Source organism: Mesorhizobium sp. L2C084A000 (assembly GCF_000502875.1).
GTDB lineage: Bacteria > Pseudomonadota > Alphaproteobacteria > Rhizobiales > Rhizobiaceae > Mesorhizobium.
Map to the genome: position 1 here is coordinate 678,836 of NZ_AYWX01000002.1, position 21,855 is coordinate 700,690.

Genomic DNA, 21,855 nt, shown 5'->3' on the forward strand with positions numbered 1-21,855 from the left:
CGCTCTGGTGAACGTCAATTCAACGGGCGGCCGTCCGGCTGACTATTATTGGGAGGGGTTTTCCAAGCCACAGCAACCGGTTAGCGGACCCTACCATGGAAACGGTCGTGGCCGGCCCCATGTTCGGGTTGGGCTTGCTCTTCGCATTTGGTGCCTCTGGACACAGCTATCGAAGGCTGGAAAATGTGGACGCGACTCCGCTATTGGAGTTAACTCGGAACATGAGGAGGATGGCGCTGAATCTGGAAGACATTGCCGGCCATCCGGCCCTGCATAGCTGTGTCCAGGCACAGTCGTTGGCGCTGATCAACATCTATGAAACGAGCCCGCGACTGGCTTCCATTTTCGCCACGCAGCAGCGTTGGCTGATGGGTCATGTCGGCCTTGCCATGCATTTCAGGCGCGATCCGCACGACCGCCGCAAGGAGCTGACGGTATCGCGTTTCACCGAGTTCGTACACCTGCACGCGGTGGCCAGCCGCAACACGGCGGACGCTTTCATCAAGGAGATGCTGCACTATCATGTCGCCGAGTATGTTTCGGGTGGCGACGGGCGCACGCACCCTTTGCAGCCAACGGCGGCAACCGTGCAGACTTTCACCGGCTGGGTCCTTGCCCATCTGCAGACGCTGGATCATCTCGACGGTGGCAACCGGCTGGCCAAGTTCCTGGAGCGGCCCGACATGGTTGTCAGGCTGCAGCCTCTGGTGGCGGACGGCCTGCTTGCCTCCAAGCCGGTGCGCGAGCCCAACCAGACTTTTTCCCTGTTCATCTGGCTCAACAATGGCGGCATCGTCATGGACTGGCTGATGTCGGGCATCGACCCCGATCATGCCGGCCTGGACCAGATTCCGACCAGCGTGGTTTCGATCGGAGATTTCGCCAGATGGCTCAAGCTCTCGCGGACCCACCTTGCCCGCAAGCTGCGCGCTGCCGAGGAACTCGGCAGCATCGGCTGGCTCGGCCAGCGCGGCCATTCGGTGATGTGGGTATCGAACACTTTCTACCAGGAGTACATGACCGTCCAGGCCGCCAAACTGGCCATTGTCGATGCGGCCTTCGACGCCTGTTTTCCAGCTCCGGAAGACCGCTGAAGGATCGGCGCGATCGATATCTGCCCGGGCCGTGAACATTGTCTACTGGCGATCATAACCTGTTATAGAGCGGGCGCGTCTGGACACGGGCCTTGAAGGCTGAAAATGTGATCTGCGTCTTCGCGTTGGGGGGCTTGACGCACGGGGGGAGAATGGCGCTGACCTTGGACCATATTGCCGGTCACCCGGCATTGCATCGCTGTGTCCGTGCCCAGGCGCAGGCGCTTATCCAGACCTACGAGACGAACCCGAGGCTTGCCTCGATATTTGCCACCCAGCAGCGTTGGCTGATGGCGCATATCGGCCTTGCCCTGCATTTCAGACGGGAGCCCGATGACTACCGCAAGCAGTTGACGGCGGCGCGTTTCATCGACGTCATCCGGGAGAATTCCGTCGCCAGCCGCAACACCGCCGACGCCTTCCTCAAGGAGATGCTGCACTACAATTTCATCGAGCACCTCTCGGCAGCTCAGGATGGCCGCATCCGCCCCATACAGCCCACAGTGAACACGCTGGACACGCTCGCCGGCTGGATGATGGCTCATCTGCACACACTGGACAGTCTCGACGGCGCGAATCGTCTGGCGACGTTTCTGGAGCGGCCCTTTGCGCTCGCAAGGGTGCAACCGCTGGTGGCTGACGGGCTGATCTCCTCCAGCCCCGTGCGCGAGCCCAAGCGGACCTTTTCGCTGTTCACCTGGCTTAACAATGGCGGCGTCGTCATGGACTGGCTGATATCGGGCGTCGATCCCGACCATGCCGGCCTCGCTGCAATACCGACTGGCGTCGTCTCGATCGGCGATTTGGCCAAATGGCTCAAGCTGTCGCGAACCCACCTGGCACGCAAACTGCGGGATGCCGAAGACCTCGGCAGCGTTGGCTGGCTCGGCCAGCGCGGCAATTCGGTGATGTGGGTGTCGGGCGATTTCTACCGGGAGTACATGACCGCCCAGGCCGTCAAGCTGGCTATCATCGATGCCGCGTTCGTCAAGGCCTTTGACTCGCCAGCAGGCAGCTGACCGGTGGGCATCCCCCGTGCGGGATGCCCAAGCCGGCGAGCCCTTCAGTCGATGTCGAACGACACGCCCTGGGCGAGCGGCAGCGCCTTGGAATAGTTCACCGTGTTGGTGGCACGTCGCATATAGGCCTTCCATGCGTCGGAGCCGCTCTCGCGGCCGCCGCCGGTTTCCTTTTCGCCGCCAAAGGCACCGCCGATCTCGGCGCCCGAGGTTCCGATGTTGACATTGGCAATGCCGCAATCCGATCCGTCGACACCCAGGAAACGCTCGGATTCCTGCAGGTCTCGGGTGAAGATGGACGACGACAGGCCGGCGCCCACCGCATTGTGCTCGTCGAGCACGGCGTCGAAATCCGAATATTTCATCACATAGAGGATCGGCGCGAAGGTCTCTTCCGTCACCGGGGATACCTGGCTTGGCATTTCGACCAGCGCCGGGTGCACGTAGTAGGCATCGGGGTGGCCGTTCTCGACCCGCGTGCCGCCGGTCACCTTGCCGTCATGGGCGGCGGCTTCCTTCAGCGCCTTCTGCATGGCCTCGTATGCCGCCTTGTCGATCAGTGGCCCGACCAGCGAGGAGGTCTCCAGCGGATTGCCGACAGACACACTCTCGTAGGCCTTTTTGAGGCGCGGAACCAAGGCGTCGTAGACGCTGTCATGCACGAACAGGCGCCGCAGCGTCGTGCAGCGCTGGCCGGCCGTGCCCATCGCTCCAAAGGCAATCGCGCGCAGCGCCATGTCGAGATCGGCGGTCGGGCAGACGATGCCGGCATTGTTGCCGCCGAGCTCCAGCACAGCGCGCGCAAAGCGCTTGGCCAGCCGCGGGCCGACGTCGCGGCCCATGCGGGTCGAGCCGGTCGCCGAAACCAGCGGCACTCTGGGGTGATCGACCAGGATCTCGCCGACGGCGCGGTCGCCGATCAGCACCGGCGCCAGGCCATCGGGAGCGTCAGCGCCGAAGCGCTTGACCGCACGTTTGAAGATGGCTTCGCAAGCAAGTGCGGTCAGCGGCGTCTTTTCCGACGGCTTCCACACCACAGCGTCGCCGCAGACCAGCGCCAGGGCGGCATTCCACGACCACACAGCCACCGGGAAATTGAAGGCGGAAATGACGCCGACGACGCCGAGCGGATGCCAGGTTTCCATCATTCGATGGCCTGGGCGCTCGGTGGCGATGGTCAGGCCGTACAATTGCCGGGAGAGGCCTACGGCGAAATCACAGATGTCGATCATCTCCTGCACTTCGCCGAGCCCCTCGGACGGGATCTTGCCGACCTCGATCGAGACCAGCCGGCCAAGCTCGGCCTTGTGCGTACGCAGCTCCTCGCCGAGCAGCCGCACCAGTTCGCCACGCCGCGGGCCTGGCACCATGCGCCAGGCCTGGAAGGCCTTGTGCGCGGCATCGATCACCTTGGCCGCGTCAGCCGGTGAGATCGTCTTCAGCGCCGCGATCTGCTCGCCCGTCACCGGGCTGCGCACGATCAGGTCGCCGCCGACCAGCGTCTCCTTGGCCACACCCAGTTTCGCCAGCAGTTCGGTCGTTTCCTTGCCTATCGTCATTCTTGTCCCTTTCAGATCCAGTCGCTCATAATGCATGTCGCCCAAAAGTGCCCAGCGGTTTTGGGACAACGACATGCACAAAAGGCACGCCGGTCAAAGCCTGGCGCCATGCTGCCCGCGTGCACAAAGGCACCTCAGGCACGATCATCGCGTGGCATTACTCGGTTCAAGGGAAAATCACCACCCCGGCATGGTCTAAGCCCAAACTGCACGATTGAGCCAGATGGCGCTCAGTTTGCCTTCTTGGCCGCTGGGCGTACCGCACCGTCCTTGATCAGCCGGTCGATATGCATGCGGATATGGGCAGCTTCCGCCGCCGTGTTCGCAAGCGCTATGGCGCGGTCGAAGGCGACGCGCGCCTCGTCGCCCCGGTCGAGTTGCATCAAAAGGCCGCCCTTGAGACCGAAAAAATGGAAATAGCCGGAAAGCCGTTCTTCCAGCGGCTCGATCATGGCGAGCGCCTCTGCCGGTCCACGCACCTTCGAGACCGCGACGGCCCGGTTGAGCGTGACCACCGGCGACGGCTGCATCTGCTCGAGCAAGCGATAGAGCAGATCGATCTCGTTCCAGTCGGTGTCCTCGGCCTTTTCGGCCCGCGCATGCAGCGCGGCAATCGCCGCTTGCACCTGGTAGGGGCCGGGCTTGCGATGGCGCAGCGCCTTGTCGACCAGCGCCAGCCCCTCATCGATCATCTTGCGGCTCCACAGGCTGCGATCCTGGTCTTCGAGCAGCACGATCTCGCCGCTCTCGTCGAAACGGGCCGGTGCGCGCGCATGCTGCAGAAGCAACAGCGCCGTCAGCCCCATGATCTCCGGCTCGGTCTGAAACAGCCGCAGCAACAGCCGTGCCAGCCGGATTGCCTCCTCGCACAGCGGTGCGCGGGCCGGCGCCTCGCCGCTGTTGGTCGAATAGCCCTCGTTGAAGACCAAGTAGACCATGGCGGCGACGGCGGCGAGCCGTTCCGACCGCTCGACCGCGCCCGGCGTCTCGAACGGCACGCCGGCGTCCGCAATGCGCGCCTTGGCGCGAGTGATGCGCTGCTCCATGGCACTTTCGCCAACCAGGAAGGCGCGCGCGATCTGCTTGACCGTAAGACCGGAGACGATGCGCAGCGCCACCGCGATCTGCTGCGTTGCCGGCAGATCAGGATGGCAGCAGATGAACAGCAGCCGCAATATGTCGTCGCGGTAGTGCGCCCCGTCCAGCCGCTCGGCGATATCGCTCTCGGCGTCTTCCAGATCGGAAACCTGGTCTTCCTCCGGCATCGGCGCCTGCTTGGCGCGCTTGCGCACCGCATCGATGCCGCTGTTGCGACCGACGAAGATCAACCAGGCCGCCGGGTCGCGCGGCGGCCCGTTCTGCGGCCAGTTCTTCAGCGCCCTGAGGCACGCGTCCTGGAAAGCTTCCTCCGCCGTATCGAGATCGCGGAAATAACGCAGCAGCGCACCCATGGCCTGCGGGCGGGCGGCGCTGATCGCGGAGCTTATCCAGGCCATTTCGGTCATGCGGAAACCCTTGTTGGGTTAAAGACCGAAACCGGCCGGATTTCATACGACCCACCGCTCGGGTTGACCTCGGAAAGCTCGCGGGCGAACTCCACCGCCTCGTCGAGATCAGCGCATTCGAGCGTGTAGAAGCCGAGAAACTGTTCCTTGGTCTCGGCGAACGGCCCATCGATGACGACCGATTCACCCTTGACCTTTCTCAGGGTCGTCGCGGCGGTCGTCGGCAGAAGCCGTGCCACCGGGCCAAGCCGGCCGGCCTTGGCATATTTTTCCTGAACGCCGAGGATATTGGCCATGACCTCGTCGTCCTGTGCCTTGCTCCAGGAGCAGACGACATCTTCGGAAGCATAGCAGAGGATTGCGTAGAGCATGGCTGGTCCTTTTCTCTGTCAAAGGACGAAACAGTAAGACCGATCCCGACACCACGTCGATAAAAAAATCCAGATGTGGCGGATTTGGCCACGGCCGGCCGCGCTGGTCAGCTTTCTCGCGGTTTCAGCCATCGCAGCACGAGAGCTTCCTCGTCATCGAGACCATCGATTGAGCGTTTGCGTTTGTTGGCTTGCGCCATTTCATTCAGCAACCGCCCCTCGGACCACGCTTCGAAGACCCGCGGGTGGATATAGCATTTGCGGCAGACGGCACGCGTATTGCCCAGCCGCTCGGCAACCTTGTCGATAACGCTGTTCATCGCCCTGTTTCGCTGCGCCCGGCTTTGCGGCAGTTCCGTTTGGGCAAACAGCGACGCGGCGTGAATGGTGCCGCCCCAGGTGCGGAAATGCTTCGAACTGAAGGCGTCACCGACCGCCTCACGGATATAGCGGTTGACGTCCTCGGAGCGGACCGGCCGCCTGTTGCCGTCCTCATCGAGATACTGGAACAGCTTCTGGCCTGGCAGGTCCTGTGCGCCGCGCACAATCCTGGCGATGCGGCGGTCGACCAGCTTCAGCTTCCACTCCTTGCCCGACTTGCCCTTGAAGGCAAAGCGCAGGCTTGAACCGACAATATCCACATGCCGGTCGCGCAACGTGGTCAACCCGAAACTCTTGTTGTCACGGGCGTAGGCGGCATTGCCGACGCGGATCATCGTGTTGTCGAGCAGCCAGACGACCGCGGCGACGACACGCTCGAACGGCAGGCCACGACGGCGCAGATCGCTGTCGATCCTGTGCCGCAGGTCCGGCAGGCTCTCGGCGAAAGCAACCAGGCTCGAATATTTGGCACCATCGCGCTCTTCGGCCCATTGCGGATGATAGCGGTATTGCTTGCGTCCGCGCTGGTCCCTGCCGGTTGCCTGGATATGGCCGTCCGCGTCCGGCGAAATCCACACATCCCTCCAGGCCGGCGGAATGACGATCGCCTCGATGCGGGCCCTGGTAGTGTCCGAAACTGTCCCTCCGTCAGGTCCCTGGTAGGAAAACCCCTTGCCTGTTTTCAGCCGCCGGATACCGGGCTCAGCATCACTGACATAGCTAAGCGACGCATGGTCGGCCGAGCTTTGTGCCCCGTTTTTGGGCGCGCCATCTGGCGACACAGCATCCTGGCCAGCCGGTCGGCTGGGAGACAATCCGGATTTTTGCAACATGTCGGCTCCACGCGAATTCCGTAGATAAGCCACTGGCCGACCGCTGGTTCCACGCGCCGTCCGAAAAGCGTCTCGCGCCGATATCGTGTTGGCTGGCGCCTACAGAGCGCCTTCCAGCTTGATCGGCGGCGCGGACAAACGCCGCCGCGCCGCGAGCTTGAACCTGTAGCGCAGGCAGCGCCAAGCTTCTGAGCGCCGCTTTGGCGCGGCCGCGGCTACCGCCAGGAAGCGCGCCGCGGTGCCCAGATCGCCGCGCGCATAGTGGACCCGGGCGATCTTGAGGGCGACAAGGCCTTCCCTGGCCTTGAGGGCCGACAACGGGATGTTGCAGTCGGTGAGTGTGCGCAGTTCCCGGCGCCAGTCCAGGAAGCGCCGCACCGGGTTGATGGCAAAGCGGTCATCGGAACGTACCGGCGAAACCTCGTAGACCATGACAGGTTGCGAAACCATGGCGAGCGATGCCTTGCTCATCAGCCGTGCCCAGAACAGCGTGTCCTCGTCATAGGCCATTCCGATCGGGAACCGCGTCTCGCCGATCAGGGTCCGCGATGCCAGAACGCTGCCCACGGCGACCGAACGTATGTCGCCTTTGACATAGGCCGAAGCATTTGCCAGGCACGCAGCCTGGTAGCCGTTCGGCATCTTGATCTGCCGGTCCTGGCCGTTCACCCGTCGCCGGTAGGCACCGACGATCATGTCGGCCTCCGGCTGCTCCCGGGCCTTGCGGAGCAGTGCGCGCAACCCGCCCCGCAGATGCAGGTCGTCGGCATCGATCAGGTAGACCCAGGAATAGACCGCTTCGGCCAGCGCCAAATTGCGGGCACCGCCTGCATCGCGGCATTTGGCCGACAGCACGCGCAGCGGCAACGACAGTTGTGCCGCGGCCTCCCGCGCGATGGTTGCCGTCCCATCGGTCGACGCGTCGTCGACCAGCAAGATCTCGCCGATGATCTCGGCCTCGCTGCGTAGCGACGCCAGCGTTGCAGCGATGGTCGCCGCCGCGTTACAGGCAGGAATGACGACGCTGATTGCTCTCAATTACAAACCCTCGCGCCATGCGCTTGAGGATACAACTACCGTCACCCCGAAACGAATACAGACTAGCGGCCGCATCGGTATTTGAGAAGCAGTCTTGTCCATCCCGAATTGCGGCGCAAATACCGCTGCGTGTACGACCTGCTTCAGGCTCTTTCGAGCACGACGGGAATGACGTCGACAGCTTGCTCGCCAACCTGTCCCCCCGTGGTCTTGAGCACGCCGACGATCGGCGCCACGTCCGAATAGTCGCGGCCGTGGCCGACGGTGATATGGTCGTTGCTGGCCCGCATGCCGTTGGTCGGGTCGAATTCCTGCCAGCCTGCATCGCGCCCGCACCAGACCTTGACCCAGGCATGCATGGCATCGGCGCCTTCCAGCCGGGGCTTGCCCTTCGGCGGGATGGTGCGCAAGAAGCCGCTGACATAGCCGGCCGGAATACCGAGCCCGCGCAGGCCGGCGATCATGATGTGCGAAAAGTCCTGGCAGACGCCGCGCTTCAACTTGAAGGCATCACTGGCCCGGGTCCGCACCGTTGTCGCTTCGCCGTCATAGGTGAAATCGCGATGGATGCGATTGCACAGGCTCATGACCGTGCCGGCGGCAGAGCCGGCGATGCTGTCGCGTGCGTAAGCGGTGATCGCATCGTCGATGCCGGCATGGGTGCTGGCCGTCAGGAAATGGTGCGGTGCATCAGGTGCCAGAGACCGCACCGCGGCGAGCTCCTGCCTCAGCCGGGCGATATCGGGCGACACGTCGAGCCCGGGCTCGGGCCGAGACACCGACACGCGGGCGCTCATCCTGATGTCGAGCGCGTCATGCGCGTCGCGAAAGACGATCGAGGTGACATTGTTGCCGAAGAAATCGGAAAAGTCGGAACGCTCGTTGGGTGCCGGCGCAAAGGACAGGGATGCGGCGATGACACGCTGCACGCCCGGTATCGTCGACGGCAGTACGCGCACCTGATGACGACCGCCGCCGGCCGCCGCAGCGTAATCGTAATGCAGATGAAGCCTGATGTCGTAGAGCATGCTTTATCCGAAATAGGCTTTGGCGAGGCTGTTGTAGAGGCCGCCGATTTCATAGGCGAGGTCGTCCAGCGCCTTTGCGGTCATGTCCGAAGGCTCCTTGATGGCGATCTGGGTGTTGAGCTGCAGGATTTCCTTCGCCGCCGGCGACATTTGCCCCTCCCCGCCGAGCGACGGCAACAGGCCGATTTCGGCCTTCAGCCTTTCAAGTTGGAACAGGATGGAGCGCGGGTTAAGCGGATCGAGCGCCAGCAGGTCGATCACCGTGCGCCGACCGGCCTGCACCGGATATTGGCGGCGATGGGTCATCACGCTGTCGCCGATTTCCAGCATCATGTCGAGCGCGCCGTCCGGCGCCTTGGCGCTGGTCAGCCGCGACAGCGTGCGGGAGATCTGGATACCGCGCTCCAGCCGGCGGCCAATCTCGAGGAAGCGCCAACCGGCGAAGCGGTACATGTTCTCGTGCAGCAGGCCGGAAAAGCCGGCGAGCTTACGCAGGATGACTGTCATCGCCCGGGTCGCGTCGTCGCCGGGCGCGACCGTCGTTGCGAACTGATGGATGGTTTTCGACAGGTCCTTCAGCGCCAGCCAGCCATCGGGCGAGAAGCGGTCGCGGATCTGCCCGGCACTGTAGACCGCGCTATCCAGCGTGCCGATCAGCCCTGACGGGATCGCTGTCTCCACATCGATGCCGAAAGGTTCGAGATAATCCCTGATGTCGGCGAGCAGCGGCATATCCGGGTCGGAGGTTTCGGCCAGCCGCACATGGTAGGCGCGCAGGATGCGCACCGTGTCTTCCGAGCGCTCGATATAGCGGCCGAGCCAGGTCAGGTTCTCCGCCGCGCGACTGGGCAGGCTGCCGGGCCTGGTGCGGCTGAAACTGTCGCCTTCTTGCGGCAGCAGCGTCTCGCGCTCCACCGGTTTGTCGCTGACAACCCAGACATCCGCCGCCTGGCCGCCACGCTGCATGGCGATCGCCGTCGGGTCGAGCGACAGGCCGATACGGGCAAAACCGCCCGGCATCACCGTCCAGCCCTCCGGCGTTCGCGCCAGGTAGACGCGCAGGCTCGCTGGCCGCGGCTCCAGCCAGCCGCCGACATAGACGGGCGTCGTCGAAAGCGTCACCGCTTCCTGGCCGACGAAATCGCCGCCATCACGTTCGATGCGCGCCACCAGTTCCGCCCGCTCCCCGGCCGACAGAGCCGAGCCTAGCTTCGTTGAATCGTCGTCCTCGAAGGCAAGCCTCGTCGACAGCGCCGGCCCGATCACCATGCGATCGATATTGGCCAGCACATGCGCGCGCTCGGTAGCTTGCCCGCACCACCATGTCGCGACACTTGGCAGCAGCAATTCCTCGCCACGCAAGGCCCGTGAAATCTTGGGCAGGAAGGCAAGCAGCGCGCGCGTCTCCATCAGGCCAGAGCCCAGCGCATTGACGGTAGCAACCGCGCCCTGGCGGATCGCCTCGACCAGGCCCGGCGTTCCGATCTGCGAATCCGGGCGCAGTTCGAGCGGGTCGGCGAAAGCGGCGTCGAGCCGCCGCCACAACACGCTGATCGGCATCAGGCCGGAAACCGTGCGCACCATCAGCCGGCTGTCGGAGACGGTCAAATCCTCGCCTTCGAGCAGCATGATGCCGAGGTAGCGGGCGATGTAGGCGTGTTCGTAATAGGTTTCGTTGAGCGGCCCCGGCGTCAGGATGGCGACGCGGCCGTCGGTCTCCTTGGCCATGCCGATCAACGCATCGCGAAAACGGCGGAAAAAGCCGGCAAGGCGGTGCACATGCATCTCGCCATAGATGTCGGACAGCGCGCGTGTGGTGGCGACGCGGTTTTCCAGTGCGAAACCGGCGCCGGACGGCGCCTGCGTGCGATCGCCCAGCACCCACCACTGGCCGTCAGGTCCACGGCCGAGCTCGAAGGCGCAGAAATGCAGGAAGTGGCCGCCGGCCGGCCTGGTGCCGACGACAGGCCGCAAATATTCGGGGCTGGCGGCGATCAATCCCGCCGGCAGGATGCCTTTCTCGACCAGCCGGTTCGGCCCGTAGATATCGGCGATGGTTTCCTCGAACAGTTCGGCGCGCTGCACGAGGCCGGCGCTGATCGCCGCCCACTCGCTCTCCTCGATGAGAACCGGGACATGCGCCAGCGGCCATTCGCGCTCATTGGCACCGGCCTTGTCGTAGACGCGGTAATAAACGCCGGCATCGCGCAGATACTGGTCGGCGCGGGCAAAGCGCTGGCCGAGCTTTTCAGCGCCGAGTTCCTCGAGCGCCTCGACAAAATGCTTCCAGACCGGGCGAGGATTGCCTGACGCATCGACCATCTCGTCGACGACGCCGTCGATCGGCTGGTAGTGCTCCAGCAGGCTGTGGGTCCGCGGCTTGCCGTGTCCCCTCTTGTGATTCCCCTTTGCCATCGCTGATCAGAGTCTTGCCGGCCGCCGAAGGTCAAGGGTCATCGGGAAATCTTCCGCCGGTTGTTCTTCACGGATCACATAGGCGGATGGCGTATGGCCGCGCGGTTCGAAGCGGGCGAGCCGCCGAGCTTCCGCCTCGTTGCCATTGACCGGAAAGGTGTCGTAATTGCGCCCGCCGGGATGGGCGACATGGTAGACGCAGCCGCCGACCGCACGCCCCGACCAGCGGTCATAGATGTCGAAGACCAGTGGCGTGTTGACCGGCAGCGCCGGATGCAGGCCCGATGCCGGCTGCCAGGCCTTGAAGCGGACACCCGCCACCGCCACTTCGCGATTATCAGTGACCTTCATCGGCACGATGCGGCCGTTGCAGACGACTGCGTGGCGCTCCGGGTTCAGCCCTTCGGTCTTGACCTGCAGCCGTTCGACCGAGGAATCGACGAAGCGCACGGTGCCGCCGATCGCGCCTTGCTCGCCCATCACATGCCACGGCTCCAGCGCCTGGCGCAGCTCCAGCTTGATGCCGGCATGCTGAACCTCGCCGCAGAACGGGAAACGGAATTCGAGCTGGGCGTCGAACCATTCGGGCCTGAATTCGAAGCCGTTGAGCTTGAGGTCGTCGAGCACGTCGAGGAAATCGGCCCAGACATGATGCGGCAGCATGAAACGATCGTGCAGTGAGGTGCCCCAACGCACGAAGCGGCCATCGAGCGGGCCTTTCCACGCACGTGCGATGATGGCGCGCACCAACAGTTGCTGCGCCAGCGACATGCGTGCATTGGGCGGCATCTCGAAGCCGCGGAATTCGACCAGCCCCAGCCGACCGGTCGGTCCGTCCGGCGAAAACAGCTTGTCGATGCAGATTTCCGAACGATGCGTATTGCCGGTGACGTCGGTCAACAAATTGCGGAACAGCCGGTCGACCAGCCATGGCAAGGGTGCGTTGCCCTGGTCTGGATGCGGCACCTGCGCCATCGCGATCTCAAGCTCGTAGAGCGAGTCGTGACGCGCTTCGTCGAAGCGTGGCGCCTGGCTGGTCGGCCCGATGAACAGGCCAGAGAACAGATAGGACAGCGACGGATGGCGCTGCCATTGCAGCACCAGGCTCTTCAACAGGTCCGGCCTTCGCAGGAACGGGCTGTCATTGGGTGTCGCACCGCCGACCACGACATGGTTGCCGCCGCCGGTGCCGGTGTGGCGCCCATCGATCATGAACTTGTCGGCGCCAAGCCGTGTCTGCCGCGCTTCCTCATAGATCGCCGTCGTCGTCGCCACGCAATCCTGCCAGTTGGAAGCAGGATGGATGTTGACCTCGATGACGCCGGGATCAGGCGCAACGCGGATGACGTTGAGGCGCGGATCGTGAGGCGGGCCGTAGCCCTCGATATGCACGGGAAGGCCGATCGCCTTTGCCGCGTTCTCGGCCGCCGCGACCAGTTCGAGATAGTCTTCCAGCGCCTCGACAGGCGGCATGAACACGCACAGCCGCCCGTCGCGCGGTTCGACCGAAAGCGCGGTGCGCACAGCGCCGCCAATCTCGGTGATCTCCTGCTCGACCCGCTCCTGCTGGCCGGTCGCAGCGGTGAACGATGCCGCCTGCTGGCGGCGCGCCATCTCGTCGGCGCCTTCGAGTTCGGCTGGAGTCGGTCCGGCCAGTATGGCTTCACGCGCGGGCAGCGGGCCGCGTGGTAGCGACGGGTCGACCGGCACGATATAGGGGAATTGCTCGGGCGGCACATAGGGCAACGTGCCGAGCGGCAGCCGGTAGCCGACCGGTGAATCGCCTGGCACCAGGAACAGCCGGCCGCGCCGCGTCTTCCATTTTTCCGAGCGCCAGCGCGGATCCGATGCCTGGCTGTTCCAGCGCTGGACGGGCAGCACATAGCCGGACGGTTTGGTCAGCCCGCGTTCGAACACTTTCGCCATGCGGCTGCGTTCTTCCGGATCCTCCAGCCTGGAGTTGGACGGATCGACATTGTCGGGCAGCTTGCCTTCCTTGAGCAGCCATTCGGCCGGATCCTCATAGGCTTCGCTGACCATGGCCTTGTCGATGCCGAGTTCGCCGGCAATCGCGGTGAGCAGGCTTTCGGCCTGCTTCGGGCCGATATCGGCCTCGCTCTTTTCGCGTGCGATCAGCGACGGATCGCTCCACACCGGCTGGCCGTCGGCACGCCAGTAGAGCGAAAAGGTCCAGCGCGGCAGGCTTTCGCCCGGATACCATTTGCCCTGGCCGTAATGGAGAAAGCCGCCGGGCGCGAAGCGCTCGCGCAGTTTACGGATCAGTTCGTCCGCCTTTTCACGCTTGGTGGGACCGACGGCGGCGGTGTTCCACTCGGCCGACTCGAAATCGTCGACCGACACGAAAGTCGGCTCGCCGCCCATCGTCAGCCGCACGTCGCCGGCAGCAAGCGCTGCATCGACCTTGTTGCCCAACGCGTCGAGCGCCTGCCAGCTTTCGTCCGAAAACGGCTTGGTGATGCGCGGATGCTCGGCGATGCGGTCGACCCGCATCTCGAAGCCGAATTCGACATTGGCGAAGCTCGCCATGCCGGAAATCGGGGCCGCGTTGCGGAAATGCGGCGTGGCGGCCAGCGGCACATGGCTCTCGCCGGTGAGCAGGCCCGAGGTCGGATCGAAGCCTATCCAGCCGGCGCCGGGAAGATAGACCTCGCACCACGCATGCAGATCGGTGAAGTCTGTCGCCGTTCCCGGCGGACCGTCCAGCGCCACCAGATCGGGCTTCAACTGGACCAGATAGCCGGAAACGAAGCGTGCCGCGATACCGAGATTGCGTAGGATCTGCACCAGCAGCCAGCTCGAATCCCGGCAAGACCCCTTTTTCGCGGCCAAGGTCTCTTCCGGCGAGAACACCCCGGTTTCCATGCGCACGATATAGGCAATCTCGCGCTGCAGCCGCGCATTGAGGTCGACCAGGAAATTGACGGTGTTGGCTGCGCTGCGATCGATGGTCTTCAGCAGCGCCGACAGCAGCGGTCCCGCCGGTTCCGGGGTGCGATAGATGGCGAGATCGTCGCGGATTTCTTCCGGATACTCGAACGGAAACGCCTCGGCCGACGGCTCGACGAAGAAATCAAACGGGTTGTAGACCGTCATGTCGGCGACGAGGTCGACCTCGATCTTCAACTCCGTCACCGGCTCCGGAAAGACGAAGCGGGCGAGGAAATTGCCGTAAGGATCCTGCTGCAGATTGACGAAATGGTTCGCCGGCTCGACCTTGAGCGAATGACTGAGCACCTTGGTGCGGGAATGCGGCGCCGGCTGCAGCCTGATGATCTGGGGCCCGAGAACCACCGGCCGGTCATATTTGTAATGGGTCAGGTGATAGACGGCTGCCAGAATTGCCATGAAGCCCCGGAATTCAGCGTTTCAACGATTTCGCCGAACCCTGACACATCAGGCCGCCATTCTCCAAGCAGAGATGTTGCGGTGCACCTAATTTAAGCAACGGTTGCCGGCTCAGAAAAACGCCTGTATCCCCGTCTGCGCCCTTCCCAGGATCAGCGCATGCACGTCATGCGTGCCTTCATAGGTGTTGACCGTCTCCAGGTTCTGCGCGTGGCGCATGACGTGGTAGCCGATCTGGATGCCGTTACCGCCATGCATGTCGCGGGCCTGGCGGGCGATGTCGAGCGCCTTGCCGCAATTGTTGCGCTTGACGATCGAGATCATTTCCGGCGCCATCTTGCCTTCATCGAGCAACCGCCCGACGCGCAATGATGCCTGCAGCCCAAGCGCGATCTCGGTCTGCATATCCGCCAGCTTCTTCTGGTAGAGCTGCGTTCCGGCCAGCGGCTTGCCGAACTGCTTGCGGTCGAGCCCGTATTGGCGGGCGCGGTGCCAGCAATCCTCGGCGGCGCCCATCGAGCCCCAGGAAATGCCGAAGCGAGCCCGGTTGAGGCATCCGAACGGTCCGCCAAGGCCCTTTGCGTTGGGCAGCAGCGCGTCCTCGCCGACCTCCACGCCTTCCATCACCACTTCGCCGGTGATCGACGCCCGCAGCGACAGCTTGCCGCCGATCTTCGGCGCCGAAAGCCCCTCCATGCCCTTTTCCAGCACGAAGCCACGGATCTCGTCCTTGCCGTTCTCGCCCTTCAGCTTCGCCCAGACGACGAACACGTCGGCGACCGGCGCGTTGGAAATCCACATCTTCGAACCGGACAGCTTGTAGCCGTTGGCTGTCCTCTCGGCGCGTGTCTTCATGCCGCCCGGATCGGAGCCGGCATCCGGCTCGGTCAGGCCGAAACAGCCGATCCACTCGCCGCTGGCAAGCTTGGGCAGGTACTTCTTGCGCTGCTCGTCCGAGCCATAGGCGTAGATCGGATACATCACCAGAGACGACTGCACTGACATCATCGAACGATAGCCGGAATCGACGCGCTCCACCTCGCGCGCCACCAGCCCGTAGGTCACATAATTAGCGCCAAGCCCGCCGAACTCCTCGGGGATATTGATGCCGAGCAGGCCGGCCTCGCCCATTTCGCGGAAGATCGCGGTGTCGAAAGTCTCGTTGAGGTAGGCGTCCTCGATCCGCGGCGCCAGTCTGTCGGCGGCGAAGGCCGCCGCACCGTCGCGCACCATGCGCTCGTCTTCCGAAAGCTGGCCCTCGATCAGGAACGGATCTTCCCAGACGAATGCATTCTTGTCGGCGGCCATGGCGTTCTCCCAACCAAGTGCATGTCGCTCAAAACGATGACATGCATGAAGCAAAATCTTGGCCCGTTCTATCGGCCTGCGCCTCGAAAAAATCAAACGAAATTGATTCACCGATCAATGAGCTATAGGAATGGATCATGAGTGTCCAACGCCGCCTTTTGCCCAACATAAGCGCCCTTGCCGCCTTCGAGGCTGTGGCCCGGCTGGGCAGTTTCACCGCCGCCGCCCAGGAACTCGATCTGACCCAGGGCGCGGTCAGTCGGCAGGTCAGGCTTCTTGAAGATCAATTCGGCCGCCGGCTGTTCGAACGCGACAGCCGCAATGTCAGGCTGTCGACATCGGGCGAAATCTACGCCGAGGCGGTGCGTTCGGCACTTGGGCAATTGCGTGATGCAGCCCTTGGATTGATGAGCAATCGGCATAGTGGCATCCTGAACCTTGCCATTCTGCCGACCTTCGGCACGCGCTGGCTGATGCCGATGATCCCCGATTTCGTCGAAAACAATCCCGATATCACCATCAATTTCGTCACCCGCATCGGCCGCTTCGACTTCGCCAGGGAGAGGCTGGATGCCGCCATCCACTATGGCCTGCCGGACTGGCCTGAGGCCGACTCGACACTGTTGGTGCGCGAAACGGTGGCGCCGGTCGTGTCGCCCGAATTCCTCGCCGGCCGCGCCATCGCCACACCGGCCGATATCGGCCGGTTGCCGCTGCTGCATATGGCGACGCGCCCTGGCGCGTGGACGGAATGGTTCGAGCATCAGGGCCTGAGCGCACCGACGGGGCCCGGCATGCAGTTCGAGCAGTTCGGCACCGCCGCCCAGGCCTGCATGGCGGGGCTCGGTGTGGCGCTGCTACCGCTGATCCTCATTGCAGGCGAATTGCAGCGCGGCCAATTGGTGCCGGCGCCAGGCCAGCCCATGCAAAGCCGCACCGCCTACTATCTCGTCGTCCCACACGACAAGCGCGGCCATCCGCCAGTCGCCAGTTTTCGCGACTGGCTGCTGGGCCAGGTCGAGAAGGAGCCGGCCGTTCTGGCGTGGTAACTACTTCCGCTTCAGCGCATCCGCCAGCGCCGCGCCGAACGCGCCTTGCTGTGCCGGCCGCTCCGGCTGGCGCTGAGGCGCCGGCGAACGCGGTGCCGGCCTGCCGCCTCCGGTATCGCGCGGCCCACCTTTCGACGCGCCCCCTTCGCCACCATCCTTGCGCATGGATAGCGCGATGCGCTTGCGCTTGATGTCGACATCAACGACGCGCACCTTCACCACATCGCCGGCCTTGACCACCTCGTGCGCGTCCTTGATGAACCGGTCGGCCAGCTGAGAGACATGCACCAGCCCGTCCTGATGGACACCGATGTCGACGAAGGCGCCGAAGGCGGCGACATTGGTGACGGTGCCTTCCAGCAGCATGCCGGGCTTCAGATCCTTGATATCGTCGATGCCGTCGGCAAACGTCGCCGTCTTGAAGCCCGGACGTGGGTCGCGGCCCGGCTTTTCCAGCTCTGCCAGGATATCGCGTACCGTTGGCAGGCCGAAACGCTCATCGACGAAAACGCGCGGATCGAGCGCCTTGAGTGCTGCACTGTCGCCCATCAACGACCGCACATCGCGCCCGCAGGCGGCGACGATCTTCTTGGCCACGCCATAGGCCTCCGGATGCACCGACGAGGCATCGAGCGGCTCGCTGCCATTGGCAATGCGCAGGAAGCCGGCGGATTGTTCGAATGCGCGAGGTCCGAGCCGCGGCACCTTGAGCAGGTCTTTGCGGCTGGCGAAGGGGCCGGTCGCATCGCGATGCGCGACGATCGCGTCGGCCAGAGACGCGCCGAGACCTGAAACGCGCGCCAGCAGCGGCGCCGAGGCGGTGTTGAGATCGACGCCGACGGCGTTGACCGCGTCTTCCACCACCGCTTCCAGCGAGCGGCCGAGACGGTACTGGTCGACATCATGCTGGTACTGGCCGACGCCGATCGATTTGGGCTCGATCTTGACCAATTCGGCCAGCGGATCCTGCAGCCGCCGGGCAATCGACACAGCGCCGCGCAACGACACGTCGAGGCCAGGGAATTCCGCCGCCGCCGTCGCCGATGCCGAATAGACCGAGGCGCCGGCCTCGCTGACGATCACCTTCAGCGGCTTCGGCCCACCATCCGCCGGCATGTCGGACAGCATGTCGGCGACCAGCCTTTCCGTCTCGCGGCTACCAGTGCCGTTGCCGATCGAAATCAGCTCGACCTTGTGCAAGCGGATGAGCTTGGCGAGTTCCGCCTGCGTGCCACGCACATCGTTCCTGGGCGGAAATGGATAGACCGTCGTTGTTGTCAGCACCTTGCCGGTGCCGTCGACCACCGCCACCTTGACGCCGGTGCGGATGCCGGGGTCGAGCCCCATCGTCGCGCGCGAACCGGCGGGAGCGGCTAGCAGCAAATCCTTGAGGTTTCGGGCAAAGACGTGGATCGCTTCCTCTTCTGCCCGCTCGCGCAGGTCGCGCATCAAATCGAGTGTCAGGTGTAGTGACAGTTTTATGCGCCAGGTCCAGCCGGCGACGTCCATCAGCCAGCGGTCGCCGGGCAGGCTGCCGCCGATGGCATAGGCATTGGCGATCATCCGCTCGACCGGCTTCACCGGCGAGGTGTCATCGGCATCGACCTCGATGTCGAGCGACAGCACTTCCTCGTTGCGGCCGCGCAGCATCGCCAGCGCGCGGTGGCTCGGCACATTTGTCCAGCGCTCGACATGGTCGAAATAATCGGAGAACTTCGCGCCGGCCTCCTGCTTGCCGTCGACCACCCTGGCCCGCATGAAGGCGCGCTCCTTCATGTAGCTGCGCAATTTTCCGACCAGATCGGCATTCTCGGCGAATTGTTCCGACAGGATGTCGCGCGCCCCTTCGAGCGCCGCCTTGGTATCGGCCACCTCTTCGCTGACATAGGCCAGCGCCAGTTCGGCAGGCACCAATGAGCGGTTCGCCAAGATGGCCTCGGCCAGCGGCCCCAGCCCGCGTTCCCTGGCGATCTCGGCCTTGGTCCGGCGCTTGGGCTTGTAGGGCAGGTAGATATCTTCCAGCTCAGCCTTGGTGGTGGCGGCGACGATCTTGCCTTCAAGCTCCTCGGTCAGCTTACCCTGTTCGCGGATCGAGCCAAGGATGGTGTCGCGGCGCGCGTCGAGCTCGCGCAGATAGGCAAGCCGTTCGGCAAGATTGCGCAATTGCGTGTCGTCCAGGCCGCCGGTGACTTCCTTGCGGTAGCGCGCCACGAACGGCACTGTCGCGCCCTCATCGAGCAGTTCGATCGCCGCGGCCGCCTGTTCGGGCCGCGCGCTGATCTCGGCCGCGATGATGGCTGCGATGCGCTTGATGTCGGATGCCATGTCGTTCCTGCTCTCATCCAAAGAGCGGCGACCATAGGCGCAGACGTCCGGCCCGCCAACCGCCGCGCTTCGATCAGCCCGGCGGGTCCACAGGAAAGCGTGCGCTAATGTGACGGCTCGGGCCCGGTCTAGACCATGCGGCTGAGCGCCTCGAAGAAGGCGACGATCTCGACATCGAGCGGATCGTCGACCGGCTCGGGCTGCGACGACATCTTGGCGATCACCACTTCGGTCCTTGGATCGACATACAGCCACTGACCATGGATGCCGATGCCGCAATAGGCGCCGCTCGGCAAACCGGTCTGGTACCATTTGTTGCGGTAACGGCCTTTGGGAAACAGCGGCAGCATCGCGCCGCGCTGCCAGGCGTCCGCACTGCCGCCAGTGCTGGTCGTGTCGCGTACCCACACCTCGGGCACGATGCGGCGGCCATTGGCCACCCCGCCTTGCCGCATCATCTCGCCAACACGCGCCAAGTCGCGCGGCGTCACCGAAATGCCGCCGGCAGTGCGCGCCGTGCCCTCCATGTCGACGCCGATCGAGGCTTCGCTGACAGCGCCGAGCGGCAGCCACAGCTTCTCGCGCATCAGGTCGCTGAACCGCTGGCCCGACGCGCGCTCGAGCAGCAGGCCGAGCAGGTCGGAATTCGGCGAGCGGTAGCGGAAGGTCTGGCCATGCGGCTCTGCAAGGCGTTGCAAGGTCAAAATGAATTCGCGCAGGCTCTCCGTGCCGCCGCCCGGATTCCACAGCGTGGCGCGACGATAGCGGGCGAAAGCGCTCTCCGGATCGAGATAGGCCTCCTCGAAATCGAGGCTGACGCTCATGTCGAGCACATGCCGCACGCTCGCATCGCCATAGGCAGAGCCGGCGGCTTCAGGGATGTAGGCCGTCACCGGCGCTTCCGGGTCGAACACCCCCTCGCCTTGCAATATGCCGGCGATGATGGCTGTCACCGACTTGCTGATCGAGAAGATGATGTGGCGGGCGCCGAAATCCATATGCGGGGCGAACCAGTCGCCGACGATCTTGCCGCCTTTCATCACCGTCAGTGCGTCGGTGCTCGAACGTGCGAGAAATTCAGCCACCGTCTCCGGTGTGCCGGCGATCACGACCTTTTCGCCGAGTAGGCCGCCCATATCGCGCACGGGGGTTTCGACAACGCCCGACGCCGCCGCCACGCGGGCGGTCGGCACCAGTTCGCCGAGATTCTGGAACGACCACCGATTGAACGGGTTCTCGCGCCAGTTGGCGAGCACCACCTGGTTGCGCCGGAAGCCATAGCGGGTCTCGAACACGGTCTTGCCGGTCATGGCGTTTCCTTCCGGGTCGTTTCTTCTTTGTGGGGCTCAGCGAAGTGCCGTGGCGATAGCGTGCACGGCCTTCAGCGTCGCTATGGAATAGGCACCATTGGCGAAATCCGGCCAGGTCGAAAGCTTCACCACGACCATTCCGGTGTTCCAGTCGATATGGATCATCTGACCGAACACGCCGCGGCACATCAGTGCGCGCGAGCGCGGGTCCTCGATCCAGAACTGGTTGCGATAGCTGCCCTCCGGCAGACTGGGGCTGAAGTCAGGCCCATGCCTGCCGTTGCGTGTTGCCTCGATCCAGTCGGCCGGCACGACGCTGCCACCATTGTCGAGGATCATCTGGCCGAAGCGGCCATAGTCGCGCAGCGTCGCGTTGAAGCCGCCATCCGCCACCGCATAGCCGGCGCTATCGACCGTGAAGCAGGCGCTTTCATCAGCGCCGAGCTTTTGCCAGAGTTCTTCCGAAACCAGCTGCGGAAGCCGTTTGCCCGTCACCCGTTCCATGATGAAGGCAAGCACGTCGGTCTCGATCGAGCGGTATTCGAATTGGGCACCATGCGGGCGGATCGTTTCCTTCAAGCCCAGGATCAGCTCGAACATGTGCGATGGCCAGCGAAAGGCCGGATCGCTGCCCGGCGGCACCGGCTTCCAGCCGGTGGCGACATCGACCTGGCCAATGTCCGAATAGCGGTCGGTGTATTCCTCGGAGAAGCGGACGCCGCTGGTCATGTCCAGCACATGCTGCACACTGGCGCCGGCCCAGCCGGTAACGCCGAGCTCCGGCAGGTAGTCCGTTACCGGTCTGGCCGGATCGATCAGGCCGCGCCCAACCAGTATGCCGAACACCGAACCGGTAAGGGACTTCGCCATTGACTGCGACAGGTGCAGCGTGCGCTCATCCATGCCGTTGAAGTAGCGCTCATAGGCGACCTTGCCGTCCTTGAGCACCAGGAAGCCGTCCGTATAGGTCTCGTCGAGCAGCCCGGCGAGCGTCGTCGGCGCGCCTGTGCTGTCCTCGACCGTCAGCCCGTCGAGATCGGCCTCGGCGCGTTCGAAGCGGTGGCGATGGCCATTGCCGCGCCAGACTTCGGCGGTCGGCAGAATTTCACGGATGTTCTGGAACGCCCAGCGGTTCCACGGCGGCCGGTCCCAGTCGAGCTTCGGCGGTACCATGGCGGGCGGCGAGCCCTGCATGATCGGCGGCCGCGGATCGGAATTGCGATAGGAGTCCATGACGGCCGAGTCCTTTGAACA

Annotated in this window: 16 protein-coding genes; 4 read left to right on the forward strand and 12 right to left on the reverse strand. The window is 64.2% G+C overall.

Annotated features, from left to right (window positions below):
- Positions 1–230 precede the first annotated feature (230 nt).
- Both X735_RS158050 and X735_RS158045 read left to right on the forward strand, forming a co-directional pair.
- A complete protein-coding gene (locus X735_RS158050; RefSeq protein ID WP_023809967.1) occupies positions 231–1,094 on the forward strand; it encodes a hypothetical protein in 864 nt (287 codons plus the stop codon).
- Positions 1,095–1,246: 152 nt separating this feature from the next.
- Entirely contained in the window at positions 1,247–2,113 is an 867-nt protein-coding gene (locus tag X735_RS158045) for a hypothetical protein (protein ID WP_023809968.1), read from the forward strand.
- A 44-nt stretch (positions 2,114–2,157) separates the two neighbouring features.
- On the opposite strand, the gene X735_RS158040 is transcribed toward X735_RS158045, so the two are convergent.
- The 5 genes from X735_RS158040 to X735_RS158020 form a co-directional block, all read right to left on the reverse strand.
- Positions 2,158–3,693, reverse strand: a complete 1,536-nt coding sequence (locus tag X735_RS158040) for an aldehyde dehydrogenase family protein (protein ID WP_031212791.1) — start codon at positions 3,691–3,693, stop codon at positions 2,158–2,160.
- A gap of 209 nt (positions 3,694–3,902) precedes the next feature.
- Entirely contained in the window at positions 3,903–5,177 is a 1,275-nt protein-coding gene (locus X735_RS158035) for an RNA polymerase sigma factor (protein ID WP_023809970.1), read from the reverse strand.
- Entirely contained in the window at positions 5,174–5,548 is a 375-nt protein-coding gene (locus tag X735_RS158030; RefSeq protein ID WP_023809971.1) for a YciI family protein, read from the reverse strand. Before X735_RS158030 ends, X735_RS158035 begins: the two co-directional genes overlap by 4 nt.
- 107 nt (positions 5,549–5,655) lie before the next feature.
- A complete protein-coding gene (locus X735_RS158025) occupies positions 5,656–6,762 on the reverse strand; it encodes a DNA topoisomerase IB (RefSeq protein WP_023809972.1) in 1,107 nt (368 codons plus the stop codon).
- A 99-nt stretch (positions 6,763–6,861) separates the two neighbouring features.
- Positions 6,862–7,791: a glycosyltransferase family A protein gene (locus X735_RS158020; RefSeq protein WP_245273162.1), complete on the reverse strand. Its 930-nt coding sequence runs from the start codon at positions 7,789–7,791 to the stop codon at positions 6,862–6,864.
- Here X735_RS158020 and X735_RS1000000169725 point away from each other — a divergent pair.
- Complete coding sequence (locus X735_RS1000000169725) at positions 7,709–7,885, forward strand: hypothetical protein (protein WP_245273167.1); 177 nt, start codon at positions 7,709–7,711, stop codon at positions 7,883–7,885. The two genes, X735_RS158020 and X735_RS1000000169725, sit on opposite strands and share 83 nt — an antisense overlap.
- Positions 7,886–7,943: 58 nt before the next feature.
- Here the strand turns inward: X735_RS1000000169725 and X735_RS158015 are convergent, their stop codons facing one another.
- From X735_RS158015 to X735_RS158000, 4 genes are all read right to left on the reverse strand, one after another.
- Positions 7,944–8,828 carry a transglutaminase family protein gene (locus tag X735_RS158015; protein WP_023809974.1) on the reverse strand — a complete coding sequence of 295 codons (885 nt, stop codon included), beginning with the start codon at positions 8,826–8,828 and terminating at the stop codon, positions 7,944–7,946.
- Positions 8,829–8,831: 3 nt separating this feature from the next.
- The gene (locus X735_RS158010) at positions 8,832–11,243 is read right to left on the reverse strand and encodes a circularly permuted type 2 ATP-grasp protein (protein WP_023809975.1); all 2,412 of its coding nucleotides are present in this window, start codon (positions 11,241–11,243) and stop codon (positions 8,832–8,834) included.
- Between the two features lie 6 nt (positions 11,244–11,249).
- Positions 11,250–14,609, reverse strand: coding sequence for a transglutaminase family protein (locus tag X735_RS158005; RefSeq protein WP_023809976.1), 3,360 nt, complete (start codon positions 14,607–14,609; stop codon positions 11,250–11,252).
- A gap of 111 nt (positions 14,610–14,720) precedes the next feature.
- A complete protein-coding gene (locus tag X735_RS158000) occupies positions 14,721–15,917 on the reverse strand; it encodes an acyl-CoA dehydrogenase (RefSeq protein WP_023809977.1) in 1,197 nt (398 codons plus the stop codon).
- Positions 15,918–16,054: 137 nt separating this feature from the next.
- On the opposite strand from X735_RS158000, the gene X735_RS157995 reads away from it, so the two are divergent.
- Positions 16,055–16,966 carry a LysR family transcriptional regulator gene (locus tag X735_RS157995; RefSeq protein ID WP_023809978.1) on the forward strand — a complete coding sequence of 304 codons (912 nt, stop codon included), beginning with the start codon at positions 16,055–16,057 and terminating at the stop codon, positions 16,964–16,966.
- Here X735_RS157995 and X735_RS157990 read toward each other — a convergent pair whose 3' ends face one another.
- The 3 genes from X735_RS157990 to X735_RS157980 all read right to left on the reverse strand — a co-directional run bounded on the left by X735_RS157990 (position 16,967) and on the right by X735_RS157980 (position 21,834).
- Complete coding sequence (locus X735_RS157990; protein WP_023809979.1) at positions 16,967–19,291, reverse strand: Tex family protein; 2,325 nt, start codon at positions 19,289–19,291, stop codon at positions 16,967–16,969.
- Positions 19,292–19,419: 128 nt separating this feature from the next.
- Positions 19,420–20,601, reverse strand: coding sequence for a serine hydrolase (locus X735_RS157985; protein ID WP_023809980.1), 1,182 nt, complete (start codon positions 20,599–20,601; stop codon positions 19,420–19,422).
- 36 nt (positions 20,602–20,637) lie between these two features.
- Positions 20,638–21,834, reverse strand: coding sequence for a serine hydrolase (locus X735_RS157980; protein WP_023809981.1), 1,197 nt, complete (start codon positions 21,832–21,834; stop codon positions 20,638–20,640).
- Between the last annotated feature and the right edge of the window lie 21 nt (positions 21,835–21,855).